20 protein-coding genes are annotated in these 19,864 nt (G+C 35.8%); 10 read left to right on the forward strand and 10 right to left on the reverse strand.

The genetic code is table 11. The features are described from left to right. From BAU28_RS30295 to BAU28_RS29640, 4 genes are all read left to right on the forward strand, one after another. Window positions 1–436 (forward strand): BclA C-terminal domain-containing protein (locus tag BAU28_RS30295; RefSeq protein ID WP_420866063.1); only part of this gene is annotated, 436 nt, incomplete at its 5' end. Between the two features lie 531 nt (window positions 437–967). Continuing rightward, window positions 968–2,128: an FtsW/RodA/SpoVE family cell cycle protein gene (locus BAU28_RS02395; RefSeq protein WP_071717617.1), complete on the forward strand. Its 1,161-nt coding sequence runs from the start codon at window positions 968–970 to the stop codon at window positions 2,126–2,128. Window positions 2,129–2,207: 79 nt separating this feature from the next. Continuing rightward, the gene (gene prpE, locus BAU28_RS02400; protein ID WP_071717618.1) at window positions 2,208–2,948 is read left to right on the forward strand and encodes a bis(5'-nucleosyl)-tetraphosphatase PrpE; all 741 of its coding nucleotides are present in this window, start codon (window positions 2,208–2,210) and stop codon (window positions 2,946–2,948) included. 304 nt (window positions 2,949–3,252) lie between these two features. After that, window positions 3,253–4,719 carry a peptidase G2 autoproteolytic cleavage domain-containing protein gene (locus tag BAU28_RS29640; protein ID WP_071717619.1) on the forward strand — a complete coding sequence of 489 codons (1,467 nt, stop codon included), beginning with the start codon at window positions 3,253–3,255 and terminating at the stop codon, window positions 4,717–4,719. A 47-nt stretch (window positions 4,720–4,766) separates the two neighbouring features. Here BAU28_RS29640 and BAU28_RS02410 read toward each other — a convergent pair whose 3' ends face one another. Genes BAU28_RS02410 through BAU28_RS02425 form a run of 4 tightly spaced genes read right to left on the reverse strand, consistent with a single transcriptional unit; the run spans window position 4,767 to window position 7,532 of the window. Then, the gene (locus BAU28_RS02410; protein WP_002170851.1) at window positions 4,767–5,660 is read right to left on the reverse strand and encodes an RluA family pseudouridine synthase; all 894 of its coding nucleotides are present in this window, start codon (window positions 5,658–5,660) and stop codon (window positions 4,767–4,769) included. A 15-nt stretch (window positions 5,661–5,675) separates the two neighbouring features. Then, window positions 5,676–6,473, reverse strand: a complete 798-nt coding sequence (locus BAU28_RS02415; RefSeq protein ID WP_002170850.1) for an NAD kinase — start codon at window positions 6,471–6,473, stop codon at window positions 5,676–5,678. Window positions 6,474–6,491: 18 nt separating this feature from the next. Next, on the reverse strand, window positions 6,492–7,130 hold the full coding sequence (gene yjbM / locus BAU28_RS02420; protein WP_048369638.1) for a GTP diphosphokinase: 639 nt from the start codon (window positions 7,128–7,130) through the stop codon (window positions 6,492–6,494). Window positions 7,131–7,160: 30 nt separating this feature from the next. Then, a complete protein-coding gene (locus BAU28_RS02425) occupies window positions 7,161–7,532 on the reverse strand; it encodes a UPF0738 family protein (protein WP_071717620.1) in 372 nt (123 codons plus the stop codon). A gap of 144 nt (window positions 7,533–7,676) precedes the next feature. On the opposite strand from BAU28_RS02425, the gene BAU28_RS02430 reads away from it, so the two are divergent. The 4 genes from BAU28_RS02430 to BAU28_RS30300 all read left to right on the forward strand — a co-directional run bounded on the left by BAU28_RS02430 (window position 7,677) and on the right by BAU28_RS30300 (window position 10,136). Further along, on the forward strand, window positions 7,677–8,255 hold the full coding sequence (locus tag BAU28_RS02430; protein ID WP_048369641.1) for a CYTH domain-containing protein: 579 nt from the start codon (window positions 7,677–7,679) through the stop codon (window positions 8,253–8,255). Between the two features lie 185 nt (window positions 8,256–8,440). Next, window positions 8,441–8,839, forward strand: coding sequence for a globin domain-containing protein (locus tag BAU28_RS02435; protein WP_002170846.1), 399 nt, complete (start codon window positions 8,441–8,443; stop codon window positions 8,837–8,839). Beyond that, entirely contained in the window at window positions 8,839–9,732 is an 894-nt protein-coding gene (locus BAU28_RS02440; RefSeq protein WP_071717621.1) for a ClpXP adapter SpxH family protein, read from the forward strand. Before BAU28_RS02435 ends, BAU28_RS02440 begins: the two co-directional genes overlap by 1 nt. A gap of 230 nt (window positions 9,733–9,962) precedes the next feature. Then, window positions 9,963–10,136, forward strand: a complete 174-nt coding sequence (locus BAU28_RS30300; protein ID WP_082147722.1) for a hypothetical protein — start codon at window positions 9,963–9,965, stop codon at window positions 10,134–10,136. Window positions 10,137–10,286: 150 nt separating this feature from the next. Here BAU28_RS30300 and pepF read toward each other — a convergent pair whose 3' ends face one another. From pepF to mecA, 4 genes are all read right to left on the reverse strand, one after another. Continuing rightward, a complete protein-coding gene (gene pepF / locus BAU28_RS02445; RefSeq protein WP_071717622.1) occupies window positions 10,287–12,113 on the reverse strand; it encodes an oligoendopeptidase F in 1,827 nt (608 codons plus the stop codon). A gap of 50 nt (window positions 12,114–12,163) precedes the next feature. Beyond that, window positions 12,164–13,408 carry a competence protein CoiA gene (locus BAU28_RS02450; RefSeq protein WP_071717623.1) on the reverse strand — a complete coding sequence of 415 codons (1,245 nt, stop codon included), beginning with the start codon at window positions 13,406–13,408 and terminating at the stop codon, window positions 12,164–12,166. Between the two features lie 79 nt (window positions 13,409–13,487). Beyond that, window positions 13,488–15,032: a cardiolipin synthase gene (locus BAU28_RS02455; RefSeq protein WP_071717624.1), complete on the reverse strand. Its 1,545-nt coding sequence runs from the start codon at window positions 15,030–15,032 to the stop codon at window positions 13,488–13,490. A 72-nt stretch (window positions 15,033–15,104) separates the two neighbouring features. After that, window positions 15,105–15,788 carry an adaptor protein MecA gene (gene mecA, locus BAU28_RS02460; protein ID WP_071717625.1) on the reverse strand — a complete coding sequence of 228 codons (684 nt, stop codon included), beginning with the start codon at window positions 15,786–15,788 and terminating at the stop codon, window positions 15,105–15,107. Between the two features lie 436 nt (window positions 15,789–16,224). Between mecA and BAU28_RS02465 the strand changes: the two genes are divergently transcribed. Next, window positions 16,225–16,899 (forward strand): TerC family protein, encoded by a 675-nt coding sequence (locus BAU28_RS02465; protein ID WP_048369654.1) that lies wholly within the window; start codon window positions 16,225–16,227, stop codon window positions 16,897–16,899. A 51-nt stretch (window positions 16,900–16,950) separates the two neighbouring features. On the opposite strand, the gene spx is transcribed toward BAU28_RS02465, so the two are convergent. Continuing rightward, window positions 16,951–17,346, reverse strand: coding sequence for a transcriptional regulator Spx (gene spx, locus BAU28_RS02470; protein WP_000258267.1), 396 nt, complete (start codon window positions 17,344–17,346; stop codon window positions 16,951–16,953). 595 nt (window positions 17,347–17,941) lie between these two features. Here spx and BAU28_RS02475 point away from each other — a divergent pair. Then, a complete protein-coding gene (locus tag BAU28_RS02475) occupies window positions 17,942–18,145 on the forward strand; it encodes a hypothetical protein (protein ID WP_002170839.1) in 204 nt (67 codons plus the stop codon). A 30-nt stretch (window positions 18,146–18,175) separates the two neighbouring features. On the opposite strand, the gene BAU28_RS02480 is transcribed toward BAU28_RS02475, so the two are convergent. Then, entirely contained in the window at window positions 18,176–19,822 is a 1,647-nt protein-coding gene (locus tag BAU28_RS02480; RefSeq protein ID WP_071717626.1) for a peptide ABC transporter substrate-binding protein, read from the reverse strand. Between the last annotated feature and the right edge of the window lie 42 nt (window positions 19,823–19,864).

Here is a 19,864-nt window from a genome sequence, read left to right on the forward strand (position 1 = left end):
GACTGGGGCTACTGGACCGTCTGGGGCAGGACTTCCAGCAGGCTTGTACGCATTTAACTCTGATTCGGCTGGTGTCACTTTGTCGGGTACCGGACCTGTACCGTTTAATACATTGGGATCACAATTCGGCACAGCAATTTCTCCATTTTCAGGTGGTGATACTTTCAACATAAACGAAACTGGATTCTATAAAATTACCGTTATCGTATATACTACATCGGCAAGTGCATTAGGTAACATTGAAATTCAAGTTAATGGCTCACCTATACCAGGCGCCAATACAACTTTAGTTATAGCTGGAGTACCTATCGTTATCCAAGCGATTACACAAATTACATCAACTCCATCATTAGTTGAAGCATTTGTTACAAACATCACTGGATTATCACTAACTGCTGGTACGAGTGCATCAATTACTATTGAAAAAATCGCTTAATTTTTACTTAGCAGTAAAACTGATATAAGTTTTACTGCTTTTTCTATTATGTATTCAATCATTATTTCTTCTCTTTCTACATTAGCCATAATGTCGTATACCTTTTTATAGGAGGCTCACATATAGAAAACAAATCTGTAGTTCAACCTTTCCACGAATTGCTAAAAAGAACAGCTTTGTTTGAAATATGAGTAGCGCATGAGCCATATCTCCCTACCTCATTACATATATCTATAGAACTTCCGCCTCGGTTGCGCATTCAATTGAAGATCCTCCAGTACCATTTCTAAGTATTTTAAAGACTTCTTTACATACCGTCACATTTCAAATATCATTCCTAATGCACATGTACGTCTTTCTCATTATTTGGATATAATTATAAAAAGAGCTAAATCATTAGCCTATTCTACGAAAATAAAAGTATATAATCGATATGTGAATCCACGTTATCGATCATGCATTCATTTTAAACTCTGCGATACAACAACTAAGATCCACTAATATAAAGAGCATTAGAAAGGAATACATACAGTGAAAGACTCAAATCCTCAATATCAAATAGACTACATATTAATATTTATTTTATTTGCCATTGGGACTGTTAGTTGCTTCGCTATTGCAAGTGCACAACCTTCTTTACCACCATTTTTACAAAACGTAAATTTTGTCCTAAAGCAAATCCAGTGGTACGTTATTGGATTTATCGCCATTGGTGTTATTATGATTATCGATTTTGATCGCTATAAAAAAATTGCTTGGTATTTGTATGGCTTTGCAATGATACTTCTTATTGGCCTAGAGCTTCAAGTTCCTGGCGCCGTTACAATTAAAGGGGCTACCGCGTGGTACAGACTTCCAGGCATCGGAAATTTTCAGCCTTCTGAAATTATGAAATTATTTTTGATTATCGTCGTTGGACGAATTATAGCGAACCATAATGAGAAGTACCCTTTCCGGACAACTCGTGAAGATTTTATTTTACTCGGAAAAATATTCGCAGCTAGTTTGCCTCCACTACTTCTAATCGCTAAAGAACCTGATTTAGGAAACACAATGGTTATTTCTGCGATGCTCGCAGCAATGATTTTAGTTTCTGGTATACGTTGGCGCTTTATTTTCGGATTAACCTCCGGTGTTTTCGCCATAGGCTCTACCTTAACATATATTTATTTCACGCATACAGAGTTCTTTAAGGGATACATTCTAAAAGAATATCAGTTAAACCGTTTCTACGGTTGGCTAGCACCTTATGAATATGACGCTCAAGGATTTCAATTAAGACAAGCATTTTTAGCTGCGGGATCAGGAGAGATGCAAGGAAAAGGATGGGAGAATGGACAAGTATATTTTCCGGAACCACACACAGATTTTATTTTCACAAATGTCGCTGAACAATTCGGTTTTTTAGGAGCAAGTGTCATCATTTCACTTTTTTTCTTACTCATTTATCGAATGATTCATATCGCTTTAGAAAGCAATGAACCTTTCGGTAGTTATATTTGCGCTGGTACAATCGGAATGTTCACGTTCCAGGTATTCCAAAATATCGGGATGACAATCGGTTTACTCCCTATTACAGGAATAACGTTACCGCTTATGAGCTACGGCGGGAGTTCACTGCTCACATATCTGATTGCTATTGGATTTATTTTAAACGTACGCTCAAGAACTAAAATCTTTATGTTTAAATGAACCATATCGAAAAACGGTATGGTTTTTTTCTATGTCCATTTTAGATATACTAATAAAAAAATGAGCTGGAGGTTTAAATATGAAATATGACATTATAGGTGATATTCACGGATGCTTCCAAGAGTTTCAAGATTTAACAACGAAACTAGGGTATAGCTGGGATAGTGGTCTCCCAATTCATAACGCAAAACGAAAGCTTGCATTCGTTGGTGATATTACAGACCGAGGTCCTTATTCATTACGTATGATTGAAATTGTATGGGAGCTCGTAATAAATAGAAAAGATGCTTATTATGCGCCAGGGAATCACTGTAATAAACTGTATCGTTTCTTCCTTGGGCGTAATGTTACAATCGCTCATGGGCTCGAAACAACTGTTGCAGAATATGAAGCATTGCCTTCTAATCAGCAACAAATAATAAAAGAAAAATTCATTACTCTTTACGAACAATCACCGCTATATCACATACTGGATGAAAAAAAATTAATCGTCTGTCACGCTGGTATTCGGCAAGATTACATAGGAAGACAAGATAAAAAAGTACAAACATTTGTATTATATGGTGATATTACAGGCGAAAAACACCCTGACGGCTCACCTGTCCGCCGAGATTGGGCGAAAGAGTATAAGGGTGAAACATGGATTATTTATGGACATACACCTGTCAATGAACCCCGCTTTGTGAATCATACAGTCAATATTGATACCGGCGCTGTATTTGGTGGTAAACTAACTGGACTACGTTACCCTGAGATGGAGACTGTTTCTGTCCCTTCTTCCTTACCTTTTGTTCCTGAAAAGTTCCGCCCAATTTCATAAAGTGAAACTTTAATCAGTGGGGGTTTTGTTCATTCCCCACTGATTATTAGCCCACACCAATCGGGCTTTTACGGGCAGTTGATCTCCCGCCTAACTTCTTTGCTTTACTTCCGAATTTTGAGGTGGGAGTCTTACTGCCCGTTAATGCGGGATAAATACCCCTATTGAATTCACAAGTAACAGGGAAAAATGGTGTTTTCTAGGCGTATCCCACACTAAAACTGGATAAAGCAATTAAAAAAAGATGCAATAAAGTGCATCTTTTTTTAATTGTGCGGCATATACTGTCGCAGGAGGTGACGGAATGAAGAAAAAATCTTCTAAACAAAAAAGAAAATTCCACCCTTTATACCATCCCATGTATGGAATTAACAACTGGTGCAGTATTCGAGCTGCAGCTATTGAAAAGATAGAAGAACGAGAAGAAATAAAAAAAGATAAAACGGGAGAAATGTATATCTCTTTAGAGAGTGCTGTTATGAAGCGAATTATAGATAACCGAAAAATAAAAGCACTACAAAAAAAGAAACGTCTTTCTCATAAAAATGAGCCTATACTTGAGTCAAACAGTGTGCAAGAGAAAATAAAAAAAGAACTTCCTGAAACAATTAAAGAAAAAATCCAAACCGAAATTCCTGAAGCAATTAAAGAAAAAATCCAGACTGAAATTCCTGAAGCAATTAAAGAAAAAATCCAGACTGAAATCCCCGCCAATATTATACAGCAAGTAAAAAAAATAAAAGAAGTATTAACTTTAACCGATGACACAAAAAAAGAAGAGCCTACTATCACTCAATCTCACATACCTTCACCTACTCCTTCAAAGAATAAAAAAGTGGCGAGATATGCATTTAAGGAGGGCCTTCACTCTACAGCTGACGGAATCGCCTCACATGCCGAAGGATTTCTTACACAAGCAATGGGTCCCTTTTCTCATGCAGAAGGGACAAAAACAAAAGCAACTGGACATAGTTCGCATAGTGAAGGAAGTGAAACGACAGCAGGCGGCTCTTATTCTCACGCGGAAGGAAAACATACGATTTCTTTAGGCGAAGCAGCACATGCAGAAGGAACCGCGACTATCGCTAACGGGTTCTCATCTCATGCGGAAGGAAATCATACATCAACAGCTAATTTTGCCGGTAGCCATATTATGGGGAAATTTGGTACAGCCGAAGAGGCTTATTCATGGTTTATTGCAAATGGTACAAATGAAACCGATCATAATATAGGTGCAAAATGGCTTGCTCATAATGGAGAAATGTATATCGATGGCGCTTCTTACAATGCAAGCGGAACTGATTATGCACAAATGTTTGAAACAGCAGATCATAACCCTATTGATGTCGGTTATTTCGTTACATTTAGTAGGGAAGAAAAAATTCGTATAGCTACTTCAAACGATTCATTCATATTAGGAATATCTAGTGCTACACCCGCTCTCATAGGAAATAGCGGTGCTTTAAGTTGGGCAAAGCGCTATACAACAGATAGCTTCGGAAAACGTCAATATACACGTATGGACACGCAAGAAATACTGCCTCTTTTAAATACAGAATGGGATCCAGCTTGCAAGTATATATCAAGACGAAATCGCACCGAGTGGCTTCCTATCGGATTAATTGGACAAATGTTAGTACGTGATGACGGTACTTGCGAAACACACGGATATTGTCGTCCAAATGATGACGGCATTGCTACAAAAGCTGAAAGTGGCTTTTTCGTTATAAAACGTACTAGTGAGAATCAAATTCTAATATTATTCCGCTAAGAAAAAAGGGAACAAAATTCTTATTGTATTAAGAATTTTGTTCCCTTTTAATTGTTACGTAAAGCATGTTGCATATCATCTGGAATGCTGGAAGTAAAAGTCATTTCCTTTTCTAAAATAGGATGATAAAACGTCAAAGACGTACTATGAAGCGCTTGGCGTTTCATCACATCTCTTTGTCCCCCGTATAAATCGTCTCCAAGTAGCGGATGTCCTATATGCGCCATATGTACACGGATTTGATGTGTTCTTCCTGTCTCGAGCTCAAGCGCTACACGCGTCTTATTAGGAAAACTCTCCATTACTTTAAAATGAGTAACCGCTCTTTGACCATCCTCACAGACAGTTCGCTCGATTATGCTATCCGCTTTTCGTCCGATTGGTGCGTCAATCGTTCCTACCTCTTCTAAAATCATTCCATGAACGATCGCTTCATACGTTCGTTTCACCCCTTTTTGTTGATGCTGCTTTGATAAAAGATGGTGAACGAATCGATTTTTCGCAATTAACATAAGCCCTGAAGTATCACGGTCTAGTCGCGTCACAATGTGCACTGTACTTGCGAGATGTTGTTTATCATAATGATATAAAAGAGCATTCGCAACACTTCCTGACGGATGCTCCCTAGACGGAATCGTTGACATATAAGCTTCTTTATTCATAACAAGCACTGCATCATCTTCATATACAATGCATAAAGGGATATTTTCCGCTATCATCCCTTCACTTCTTTCCTCCACTGGAAAGAAGACTTGTAACTCTTCACCAGCTTGTAACTTATGACGAACACTCGCATGTTCACCGTTCACTTCAATTGCTCCGCCATGAAACTTTATATCCGTTAATGCAGCTTTAGAAATCCCCTTTGTTTTTAAAAATTCTCTAACTAAGATTCCTTCTGCTACAGATTGTATAGTCCATTTCAATGTAAATCTGTTCAAATATATAAACCCTCTCTATTTATCTGCAACAAACGAGTCACGGACACGTTTCCAAAATGGGAACGGACGAAAACGAACAAACCGCACTTTCTCGTTCGCAACGCGATACTGGATTGATTTCACATCTTGATGAACCATCGTTAAATGATCCACCGTAATTTGCAAGTTCATTCCTGCAGCCGGCTTCAAAACGCATGTATGATGCTTCGGCAGTACGAGCGGCGAGCCTACTGTACGAAACACACGGTTGTTAATGGATGCCATTTCTGCAATTTGAATCGCTTCAATAGACGGGTGAATAATTGCTCCGCCAAGCGCTTTATTATACGCCGTACTTCCTGAAGGAGTAGAAATACAAAGACCATCTCCGCGAAACGTTTCAAAATACTCTCCGCGTATTTCCACTTCTGTTACTAATGTACCTTCTGCACTTTTTACAGTCGCTTCATTCATCGCCAAATACTGTGACTCTTTACTACCATTCACATAGCGAATAATCACTTCTAAAAGCGGGTATTCAACCACTTGGAATGGCGTTTTAGCGATTGCAATCACTAACTTTTCTACTTCTGTCGGTAACCAATCTGCATAGAAACCTAAATGACCTGTATGTACACCAACAAATGCGGTTTCATCTAATCGATTATAGTAACGATGAAATGCATATAAAAGCGTTCCATCTCCCCCAACAGAAATTACAATATCGGGTTCCTTTTCATCCATTATAAATCCAAAATCTAGCAAGTACTCTTTCATCGTACTTGCAAGTGTATCTGATGATTGATCTCCCTTTGACATAATTGCAAATTTCATCGCCCAACACCCTTTAGTTTATGATTCAGAATCTTTCGTTTCTTGCTTTCGTGAAAAAATCTTTTGCGCTTCTTGAATTTCAAGACGAATAGAAGACATTTCTTCGTCTAATAAAAATGCCGCTTCCGCTGCACGTTGTAAGCGTATTTTAATATCTTCAGGAAAACGTCCACTATATTTGTAATTTAGAGAATGCTCAATCGTTGCCCAAAAATTCATTGCTAACGTACGTATTTGAATTTCAACTAATACTTTTTTTTCTCCCTGTATCGTTTGAACAGGATAACTAATGACAACGTGGTAAGAGCGATAGCCGCTGTCTTTCTTTTGCGTGACATAATCACGTTCTTCCACAATTTCAAAATCATTTCGTTTTCGAAGATATTCTACAACAGGCTTAATCTCATCAACAAATTGACACATCATTCGAAGGCCCGCGATGTCCTGCATATCTTCTCTTAGCCGATCAAGCGGTACATTTCTCTTCTCCGCTTTATCAATAATACTTGCAACCGACTTTACCCTTCCTGTTACAAACTCAATTGGAGAATGCTCCGTTAACATTGTAAATTGAGTACGCATTCCTTTTAGTTTCACTTTCAGCTCTGCCACCGCTTGATGGTAAGGCGCTAAAAATTCTTCCCAATTACGATTCATTTCAACCACCACCAAAATCAATCCATTTGCTTATAGAAACACTTTTTCTACAGCAGTTACTAATTCTTCTCCGTAATTTGCATTACCTTCAATATTTTCAACTAAATATTCTACTTCTTCTTTTAATCCTTCTAATTCCATTTCAACATCATTCACGTAAATAAACATCGCTGTATCTTTATTCATCGCTTCATGCATTGCTTCCCAGCATGTATGCGGAATGCTTACATAAATGAAAGATGATTCGTTTTCTAAGATATATAAAAATGATAAATTGTCTGAGTCTACAAGTACGTGATTACGCGCACTTAACTCCTTTACCTCTATGTCAGTATTTTCCGCACAAAAAATAAGAGCATTCTCTCTCGTTTTTACGCTCTTAACTTGGATTTTATTTTGCATGCTCGAACTCCTCCATCTCAACTTCCTGTCTTACTTAACAGTATTATTGTATCATAACATGGACGCAAACAAATAAAACATTGAACCAAATTTGTGAAAAAGCGATAATGTGTAAAGAATTATTTTTCAAAAGGAGCGCATACAATGACACAAGAAATTGAAATTGAATTTAAAAATATGGTTACAGAGGACGAATTCCAAACATTATGCAAATCTTTTTCTATTGAAGCATTTACAAAACAAGTGAATCACTACTTTGAAACGCCTCACTTTTCTTTAAAAGATGCGGGCTCTGCACTTCGTATTCGTCATAAAGATGGAACTTATACATTAACATTAAAACAACCTGCTGAAATTGGTTTATTAGAAACTCATCAGTCTGTAACAGAGAAAGAAGCTAATCTTATGATGGAAACAAACACAATTATTCAAGGCGCTGTAATGGATCAACTTCACAAATTACAAATCCCCGTTTCCTCTTTAACTTATATGGGTAGTTTAACAACAGAAAGAGCTGAAATATTATTTGAAGGCGGAACGCTTGTCTTTGATCATAGTTTCTATTACAATCACGATGATTATGAAATTGAATACGAAGTGCAAGATGAAAAGACTGGTAAAGCCGCATTTATGAGTTTACTAAAGCAACATAACGTACCAGTTCGTCATACAAACAACAAAGTAAAACGCTTTTTCCTTGCCAAACAAAACAAAGCGCGCTAAAGTGAAAATTCCATTAGTAAAGAAGCAATTCACCAGTGACTATGTTTCACCTTTTAGAAAAGAAAAAGATTTATTAGCAACTTATAGAATAAGCAAAGGATGTTATGAAGGCTGTTTAGTTGCTCTTCATAACATTCCATTGCTACAATAGATATACATTTCATGGAAAAAGGAGTTTATAAAGGATGAGCAAGCAACCGATGACACCATTTGAAGCAATTGGCGGTGAACAATGCATTGCAACATTAGTGGATACATTTTATTCCTATGTCAGTGAACACCCTGACTTATCTCCGATCTTCCCGGATGATTTAACAGAAACCGCTAGGAAGCAAAAACAATTTTTAACACAATATTTAGGTGGTCCTAATTTATACACTGAAGAACATGGGCATCCTATGCTAAGAGCACGCCATCTTCCGTTTGAGATTACTCCAAAACGAGCAGAAGCTTGGCTATCATGTATGGAGCAAGCAATGAATGATACAGGAGTGCACGGTCATATAAGAGAGTTTGTTTTTGAACGTTTAGCATTAACTGCTCAACATATGGTTAATACTCCAAATGAAACAGGTGAAGTGTAATGGATAAGCAGGAAGCTAAGCATATGAATATGCCTTCTCCTTCCACATGCGAACATAAATCTGTAGAAGCATATTTATTTATTGATCCACTTTGTAAAGATTGCTGGGATATCGAGCCATTTATTATTAAACTATGGCTTGAATACGGGAAATACTTCTCGATTCGTCATATAGTAACAGGAAAAGTGGACGGAGCAAATGCTTCCTCACACAAATGGAATAAACCTGCTAATATTCGATTTGTGTGGGAAAAAACAACAAGTTTACAAGGCTTTTCATGTGATGGAAAGGTACATATGCAAGATTCATCGTCAACACCGTATTTAGTTTCGATGGCAATTAAGGCGGCGGAGTTGCAAGGCCGAAAAGCAGGTTCGAAGTTTTTGCGAAAACTCCAAGAATACATTTTGCTTAAAAATGTATCAAACCCTGACGGTGAATTATTACTTACATGTGCTAAAGATAGCGATATTGATGTTGAGGAATTTAAAAAAGATTTACATTCCATTAGTGCAAAAAAAGCTTTCCAATGTGACCTAAAATTCACAAATGAGATGCACATTACAGAAATTCCTTCCCTCGTATTTTTCCATGCAAATTCAGATGAGGAAGGCATTAAAATCGCAGGGATTTATTCCTATGATGTATACGTACAGCTATTGAAAGAACTTGTGAAATGCGAGATTGAGCCAGAACCATTACCGCCTTTAGAGGTATTACTAGAAGCAACACAATTTATTTCTTCGAAGGAAATCTCATTTATATATGACTGCTCTCAGCAAGAAATAGAACGCGAACTAAAAAAATTACTACTAAAGCGAAAAGTACAAATGATTGAAGTAAAGTGCGAACGTTATTGGAAATGGATTACAAAAGAAAAAGACCTGGTGTAAACACCAGGTCTTTTTCTTTACGGCTTATAAAAATATTAAAGGGGATGGGAGAAATTTTCACGTTCAAACAAAGGGGTATATGTTTGTATGTGAATTCGTTCACGCTTATTATATTACAAGATTCGACGTCAGATGACAACCCCTTTTGTCGAATTTCACACTTTTGTCACATTCTAAACGTTTTCATTCCTGAATAAGCTATAGAAAAAGCAATTTAGGAGGTGTTCTTTATGAAAAAGTCTCATATTTTCCTTATCTTTCTAGGCGTTATTGTTTCTTTTTTCTTGTATATCCTCTCTCTATTACAAGCTTTTCCTAAAATTATTGCCTTACCTCTTTTATTCGGAGTTATCGTCATCGCTCTCTCTTATTTCAACCATAGAAAACGGTTCAAACGATTTTAACTACAAAAACAAGTCACGAAACCTCTTCTAATTTAGAAAAAAATAAGCGAACCCCATCATTTTTCGACAAATAACGACAAATTCAACACATATCTGAATCAATGTTCAAAACAATACAAAAGACGAGGAATTTCATCCTCGTCTTTTTAATTACTTCTCTTCAAATAACAGCGCTTCTAATTCGTTTAACTTTTCTTCAAATACTTGTAATGCTTCTCTTACAGGTTCTGGCGATGCCATATCTACTCCTGCTTTTTTCAACACTTCAATTGGATAATCAGAGCTTCCCGCTTTTAAGAATTCGTTAATGTAACGTTCTACTGCTGGTTGCCCTTCTTCTAATATTTGTTTTGATAAAGCTGTTGCCGCACTAAATCCTGTTGCGTATTGATATACGTAATAGTTGTAATAGAAGTGCGGAATACGAGACCACTCTAAACCGATTTCTTTATCAATTACTAAAGTATCACCGAAATATTTCTTATTTAAATCGTAGTAAATCTCCGTTAACATATCTGGAGTAACGGCATGTCCTTCTTGTACTTTCTTATGAATGATATGCTCGAACTCTGCAAACATGGTTTGACGGAATACAGTACCGCGGAATCCTTCTAAATAGTGATTTAATAAATATAGACGCTCTTTCTTATCTTCTGTCGTCTTCAATAAGTAATCATTTAAAAGTGCTTCATTACAAGTTGATGCTACTTCTGCTACGAAAATTGAATAATCACCATATACGTGCGGCTGTGTCTTTCTTGTATAGTAACTATGCACAGAATGACCAAACTCATGAGCAAGTGTAAATAAATTATTCACATTATCATGCCAGTTCATTAAAATATACGGATTTGTTCCGTATGCACCAGATGAATATGCACCGCTTCGTTTTCCTTTATTCTCATACACATCTACCCAGCGATTTTCATATGCTTCTTTCAAAGTTTCAACATATTCATCACCAAGTACATGTAAAGATTTCAATAACATTTCTTGCGCTTCTTCATACTTCACATTCATTTTCACTTCTGGTACAAGTGGTGTATATAAATCGTACATATGAAGCTCATCCAGACCTAGAGCACGCTTACGAATATCAATGTAACGGTGCAATAGGTGTAAATTATCATGTACTGATTCAATAAGTTGATCATATACCGCCTCAGGAATATTATTATTACTTAATGCAGCTTGACGTGCAGAATCGTATTTACGAACGCGTGCATTGAAATTATTACGCTTCACTGCACCACTTAACGTACTTGCAAATGTATTTTTATATTTTCCGTACGTTTCATAAACAGCTTTGAATGCATCCTGGCGAACACGACGATCATCACTTTCTAAAAACTGAATGTAACGACCGTGTGTTATTTCTACTTCTTCTCCATCCTCACCTTTAATAGATGGGAATTTCAAATCCGCATTATTCAACATTCCGAATGTATTACTTGATGCACTCATCACTTCAGATGCTTCTGCTAATAAAGCTTCTTCTGCTTCAGATAATACGTGTGGACGTTGGCGTGTAATTTCTTCTAATGCATGCTCATATACACTTAGTTCTCTATTTTCTTGTAAGAAAGCTTGTAACGTATCTTCTGAAATGGATAAGATTTCAGGCACGATATATGCTGTGCTACTAGATACTTGTGAATATAAATTTGTCGCACGATCATTTAATGCTTGATACACAGAATTTGTTGTATCTTGATCGTAACGCATATGAGCATATGTATATAGCTTACCTAATCGCATTGAAATTTCATCTTCATATTGCAGCGCCTCAAGTAAATTGCTTGCAGATCCACCAAGTTTCCCTTTGAATTCAATTAACTTCGGTAATAACTCTTTAATAGCCTGAAATTCTGTTTCCCATTCTCCATCTGTTTGGAAAATATCTTCTAATCGCCATGTGTTTGCTTCTTCAATCTCATTGCGATCTGGTAATGATTTTACTGTATTTTGTTCAGCCATTCTTTAAGCCCTCCTTTAAATATCTCTACTTAAGTACAATTCGATTTTTCTTATGTAATTCCTTCACGATCAGTCTTTATTATATCCACTTTTCCCTCTCTCATGTTGTACTTTGTCTCAAATAGAGATAGTGCATGCGCTAAGCAAATTTCATCATATTTCATAATTTCTTCCTCTGTTTTTAACATAACAACATCTCTTATTTTTCGATACTTATAAGTACCTACTTTATTTAACACACCTGCATCACATAAAAATGTCATATACTCTGCAACTGCTACCTTCCATATTTGTTGTGCAAAATACGGAAGTAGACGCCTCTTCGTATATTTTGCTACATCATTACATACGTATTGAAGGGAAATATACTCCCCCACCTTAAGTTTACCTATGCACTTCATATAAAGAGAAGCTTGCCATATAAATGGATTTGTTTGAAAAGCAAATGAGGATGGAAGAGGAACACCAATTTCAGAAGGAAAACTCGCTGGGGTAAATTTGAATTGATATAGAACTCGTAGTAGTGACTTATAATTATAATTCCAAATAGGTAAAGCATTCTTCCGAAAATATTGCTTTTTATGCGTCCATTCTTGTTCTAATCGTTTTTTTTGAAATGGAACTGGCTGAAGAAGATTTTCAAGACTAATAGTACGAAGAGGTAAATAAATAGTATGTGAGAAATAAATATTTGAAGAAAATGCGGTTATAAATACACATTTCATAAATGCTTTTTGCTTTGGACAAAAAAAGAAGAGTAATGGCTGAGGATAAGACTGTAGACAAAAAGAATGAAACGAAGATAACGAAAACCAATAAGCGGAATGCCTTTTCAGTTGATTTCCGCCTAATATCCATATTACTTGTATACCTGCTTTCCAATACGATAATGTTCGCTTGAATAATTGCTCCGCGCATAACGCAGCACATTGATATTCAATAGCAATCTTTCTCCCGTCTCTTTCTATAAACAGATCTGGGCGTTGACGAATCTCTGGAAGATAATGTTCAATTTCCACATGACAACTTTGCGTCTTTAACCATCTATATAGCAACTCTTTACCATGCATATGATACACAGATTCTGCTTCATAAAACGCAAGGCATGAATCTACTTTCTTATGAGCAAAATGCCAGCTCTTCTGTTTTCCTAATTTCATTTGCACTTCCTTTCCGCAAGCTGTACAAAAAAATCTTTCTTGTTTACGCATATTGCGTAAACACTCTTCATCCCGGTTATATAATAGATGAATTTTTTCTCCGTTTTCTCTCCTTGCAATAAATATCGCAATCACACCCTTTCAGCTTCTTGTATTCTACAAATTACTACAAATTCCCTTCAAAAAAAGATATCCTAATTTAGGACATCTTTTTCTATAACAAAGGTGATAATAACCGATACGTTGATTCAACAATTCGTCTATGAAGACGCCTTTTATGAAAGCGATCGACATGAATTTCACTTGATTCTTCTAAATCATCTTTAAAATCTTGAACGAGCTTTCGAATGCTATCTGTATCATATAAAAAGGCATTTACTTCGAAGTTTAAATGAAAACTTCTCATATCCATATTAGCTGTCCCAATTGAAGCTAAATCAGAATCAACGATGACGACTTTACTATGAAGAAAACCTTTTTCATATTCATATATTTTTACTCCTGCATCTAATAACTCCGGAAAGTACGATCTTGATGCATAAAAGACTGTACGCTTATCTGGCTTACTTGGCATTAACAAACGAACATCAATACCAGCAAGTGCAGCTACTTTTAATGCAGATAAAATATCATCATCTGGAATAAAATATGGTGTTGCAATCCAAATCGATTTCCGAGCAGAAGCAATCATTGCAAAATATAAATGTTTAATTGTTTCCCATTTATTATCTGGTCCACCCGCAACTAGTTGCACTCCGCCCCAATGATCACCCTCAACTGCTTTCGCTTGTAAATATTCAGGCGCTAATACTGCCTCACCAGTCATATAAAACCAATCTTGAAGGAAAATCAGCTGTAAGCTTTGAACTGCTTCACCGCGCAAATATAAATGCGTATCTCGCCAAAAACCGAAATATTTATCCTTCCCTAAATATTCATCGCCAATATTTAATCCACCTACAAATCCTTCATTTCCATCAATAATAACGATTTTTCGGTGGTTTCGATAATTAATTTTATCGTTTAAAATCGGAAAGCGTACAGGGAAAAATGGAATCATTTCTACTCCTGCACCATTCAATTCTTCAATATACGAATTTGATAATTTAAAACTTCCAACCGCATCATATAAAAAACGAACGACAACGCCTTCTTTTGATTTTTTTATTAAAATATCTTTAATTTCTGTACCTAGCTTATCATCACGTACAATGTAATATTCCATATGAATGTGGTGTTTCGCTCGATTTAATCCATCTAAAATTGCCTGAAACGTTTCATCTCCATTTGTTAATGTCCTCGTTTCAGTTTGAAATGAAATATTTAAAGCACCCAGTCGATCTGCTAAGCGAAATAACAATTCTTGATGCTTATGGTTTCTCAAAATCCGTTCTTCGTGATCTTCGTGTCCCTTATATTGTAAAAACGCCTGTTCATCAAGTAATGCCTTCTTTTGGAACATTCTTTTCCTACGAAAGTTTTGTCCAAATAATAAATAAGCAAAGAAACCGAACACTGGAAAAATACCTAGTACGATTAACCATGTAAGTGTTTTAGACGGGTGGCGGTTTTCTAAGAAAATAACACACCCTATTAAAAACGCAGAAACCGTAAATATAATACTAATAATACCTAAAATCGAAATGTTTTCTATCCCAATTACATCCGAATAAAATGCTACATCAATAAACATACGTAACGAAACAAATAATGCGAACAATAATAGAAAAAAGAAAAGTAGTTTTAACGTATTTTTCATCTCTTACCTCCTTACAAAGACAACTTTCCTATGCTTCAAAAAAAAAGCCGATTTCATACTATAGAAATCGGCCTACGTCTTAGCAGGAAAATGATTACGAATTGTCTCAAGCGCACGCTCTTTCACAACTTGTTTTCCATACTCACTTAAGCGGTGAATCGTTAGAGTAGATTCTTCTCCATATTCTAAAATAATACTTAAAATACGATCAATTTCTTCCTCATCATGTAGCACTTCATCAAACTCTACATATACATAATAGCGGTCCTCAAATGAATACAGCTCATCTTTTATATCTTCAAAGATAAGACGATGACTTAATGAAATTACATCTTCAAAATCACTAAACTTAATTAAAAAGCCAAACGTACCATCTTCATTAAAGTTTGTACCTGCTGGTTCCACTACCTCTTCCTCTAATTCTTGCTGGAATAATGATTCGATTCCTTCATCTAGAGGAATATCTATAATTTTGTCTACACCTATTGGTAGTTCTAACTTTTGCCCATCCTTTGAAAGCTGTGCTTTCGTTACAAGCACTTCAATCCCTTTGTCAACTGCTTGCACTTGAATCCATAATGGTCCATCAATAAAGAAATCGTCATGATCACGGGCTTCATCCATCATTTCCCAAAAAAGTTCTTCACTTCGTTCGCGGTCATACCAAATTTCTTCACGGTTAAATCCTCTATCCTCTATATCAATGTACGTAATAAAAAATTTCATTGTATGATCATTAATTCTTTCAATATCCAAAATACAACTCTCCCTTCCTGTTTGGAATTGTTATGAAGGGATCCCCCACTCATATGACAAATCAATAGATTCTTGTACTTTCATTTTATGATAAGATTCTCCAGAATGGAAATAAAATCGATTTATTTTACAAAAATAGTTATATGCCTACCTTCATTCAGCTGCTTACATAAAGTAAAACTTTAATCAGTGGGGGTTTTGTTCATCCTCAGATGATTAGCCCCCAGATAGCGTGACAAATATATCATGACACCAATTCACTGTTCACAAAAAATTTGGACATACATTTCCATATTCGCCCGTACACTGTAATAAAGTGAAACATCTATTAGAGGAGATTATTTAGTCCCCCAAGTACGCGGGAAAAACTAGACAAACTTTCTTCATCACATACATATATTTCGCTTATTAAAACATCATAAATGGAGGCAGACGAATGGACTTAGAGTTTTTAACATCTGTACTAATGATTGTCGGTATCGATGTTGTACTAGGTGGCGATAACGCAATTGTCATCGCACTAGCTAGCCGAAATTTACCTGAAGAAAAACGAAATAAAGCCATTTTGATTGGTACTATTTTAGCAATCGTGCTACGAATTCTCCTCACAATACTAGCCGTCTATTTACTCGATATCCCATTCTTACAACTCATTGGCGGAATTTTACTCACATTAATCGCGGTAAATTTACTAACTGATAATAACAATGACCTTTCTTCTATCCAAGGAAAAACGACTTTATTCCAAGCTGTACGTACAATTGTATTCGCAGATCTCGTTATGGGGTTTGATAATGTTCTTGCCATTGCAGGAGCAGCTCACGGAAGATTTTTACTCGTAATAATCGGTTTATTCATTTCTATCCCGATTATCATTTGGGGAAGCAAACTTATTTTAATATTCATGGAACGCTTTCCATTTCTTATTTATGGTGGGGCAGCAGTTCTCGCCTATACAGCAGGAAAAATGATTACACACGAAGACAGACTCGCAACGTTTTTCTATCATAATCCTAGTTTTACCACCGGCATCCCTTATTTGTTCATTTTCACCGTTTTATGTATAGGCTTTATCGTTCAACAAGTTCGATTACGAAATGTTAAACAGTAAAAAAAAACCTTCTACATATATAATAGGTAGAAGGTTTTCATATTATTATAATTAATTTACAAGACGTTGTGCTTCACGTAATTGGAACGTTCTCACTGTACGTGGTAAGAAACGACGGATCTCGTCTTCGTTGTAACCTACTTGAAGGCGTTTTTCGTCAATCATAATTGGACGACGTAAAATACCTGGATAGTCACGAATCATCTTATATAAATCTTGAAGTGGTAAAGACTCTAAGTTCACATTCAATTCTTGGAAAACTTTTGAACGAGTAGAAATAATCTCATCCGTTCCGCTTTCTGTCATACGTAAAATTTCTTTAATTTCCTCAATCGTTAATGGATCTGAGAAAATATTACGTTCTGTATAAGGAATATGATTTTCCTCTAGCCATAATTTCGCCTTTCTACAAGACGTACAGCTTGGAGAACTATATAATGTTACCATACAAAGCTCACTCTCCTTAAAGAGTACAAATTCTGTACTAATTACAGTTTAAATTTCTAACTTCAGCAATTCTTCACAATAACTTGTCTTATAGCAAAGTAAAAAAATCGCAGTTCATGTAAGCAACAACTTATTACAAACAACAATTACTTTTAATAAGTAACTTCTATAATCATTATACAATAGTTTTTGCAAGAAATATACAGTAAATTTACTGCTAGTTGAGAAAACTCTTCCTTGTATTCCACTGCTATGTAACATGATTACACTCACTTTAACTGTCCTTTAACAACGATCTCCAACCCTTTTGACACTTGCTTTCTACAATAATTTTCACCTGATATACAATTACATTTTCATAATCTTCCCCTATCAAAAAGATAACGTTTTCTTACCTTTTTCCAACAAAACAATTGAGAAATGTAAGACTCTCAAGGTTAAAACAAAAAGGAACACTTGTTCTCATTTTAACGAATCTCTTCACTCATGTCCATACGATTTCTAAAGTAAATTCAATATTTTTCTGACATTTCTTTCTTTTTCATCTTTAATCTCATACAATAAACATATAGACAGGCAAAGGGGGAATTTGCATATGATTGCTTATTTTGTTGATTTTGTCATTGTTGCTGCCCTCATCATCGGAATAACAGCATTGATTGGTGTCATTACAAATAGCATCGGTGAAAAACTCTTTGGTGGGAAAGAAAAAATGAAGTTTGTTAACAAAAGTTTAGATGTACAATCCGGCTGGAACCAAGTTGGTGGAAAAGGTATTTATAAAAAACGTACGTATTAAAAAAAGCAGGTAATCACCTGCTTTTTTTTCTTATTTTCCTACTGATGCCCATTTGAAGCTTACTTCGCCGCCATATTTATGGTTGTACATATCTTTAATTGTTTCTCTTTGTAAATATGCTCTACCACGTTGATATACTGGAACAATCGCTGCGTCATCAAGTAACATTTTTTCTGCTTCAAGTAAGTTTTTCCAGCGAGCATTTACATCGCTTCCATCTTTTTTCGCTTTCGTAATAATCTCATCGTACTTCGGATTAGAATACTTCATTTTATTTTGCGCTCCGTCAGTTACAAACATATCAAGGTATGTAACTGGATCTGGGAAGTCTGCACCCCAACCAGAGAATGACATTACATAATCGCCCGCATCTTCTAATTTTAATTTTTGCGCGAATGGTTGTTGTTTAATTTTCACTGTTAAACCTGGTAAATTCTTTTCTAACTCACCTTTTAAATATTCACCAGTTTTCTTCGATAATTCAACGTCTTCATTTAATAGCTCTAATTCAATTTCATTTTTACCAAGCTCTTTTTTACCAGCTTCCCAATACTTTTTCGCTTCTTTCACATTCGGTTTTACAATATCTCCATTTTCAGCACGGAAATCTTTTTTATCCGGTCCTTTAATGAAATTGTCAGGAATTAATCCGGTCGCTGGCTTAGAACCGTTATTTAATAACGTATCAACGAATGGTTTACGGTCAAAACCAAGTGAAATTGCTTTACGAATATTTTTATTTGCTAAAGCTGGGTCTTTTTGATTTAAACGAAGGAAGAATACAGATGTATCTTCTACTGTTTTGAAATCTGGTTTTCCTTTATATTTATCGATGAACTCTGCTAATAATGTAGCTCGATCGATTGCGTTTGTTTCATATAAGTTAATTGGTGTAGATGTATCTTTTACAATGTTAAAGTTTACTTCCTCAAGCTTCACTTCTTTATTGTCCCAATAAGATTGGCTCTTTGTCATTTTGAAACTACGTTCATGTTGCCAATCACTTAGTGTAAATGGACCGTTGTAAAGTGTTGTATTTGCTTCTAAGCCAAACTTCGCCCCTTGCTCTTTCACATACTTTTCATTAACAGGATAGAAGATTGGATAGACCATTAAATCAACAAGATATGGGATAGAATTATCTAATTCTACTTCTAATGTATAATCATCAATCGCTTTGACGCCTAATTGATCTGGACTCATCTCTTTTTTATTAATTTTCTCTGCATTTTTTATATCGTACATAATATACGCTGATTTCGCAGCTGTATCTGGATTAATTGCTCTTTGCCATGCATACACGAAATCTTTCGCCGTTACAGGATCACCATTTGACCATTTTGCATCTTCACGTAATTTAAATGTATACTTTTTACCGTCTTCTGACTTTTGGAATTCTTTCGCTACACCTGGAACTAATTTATCATCTTTTCCAAGGCGGTATAGACCTTCCATCGTATTGTTCATTACTTTCGAAGAAACTGCATCAGCTGATAATGCTGGGTCCATCGTTGGAATTTCTTGTGTTTCAACTAAGTTTATAACTTGCTTAGCACCGCTTTTACCGCTATCCCCTTTTGCGCTTGCTTGCGGTTCATCTTTTTGATAGCTACATGCCCCTAAAATCATGCTCATTGCTACTGTTGATGCTACAAAAACTGGTATCTTTTTTTTCATACTTCCACCCTCCAAAAAATGTTAGCCCTTTCATTTTCAAAC

Source organism: Bacillus paramycoides, assembly GCF_001884235.1.
Taxonomy (GTDB): domain Bacteria; phylum Bacillota; class Bacilli; order Bacillales; family Bacillaceae_G; genus Bacillus_A; species Bacillus_A paramycoides.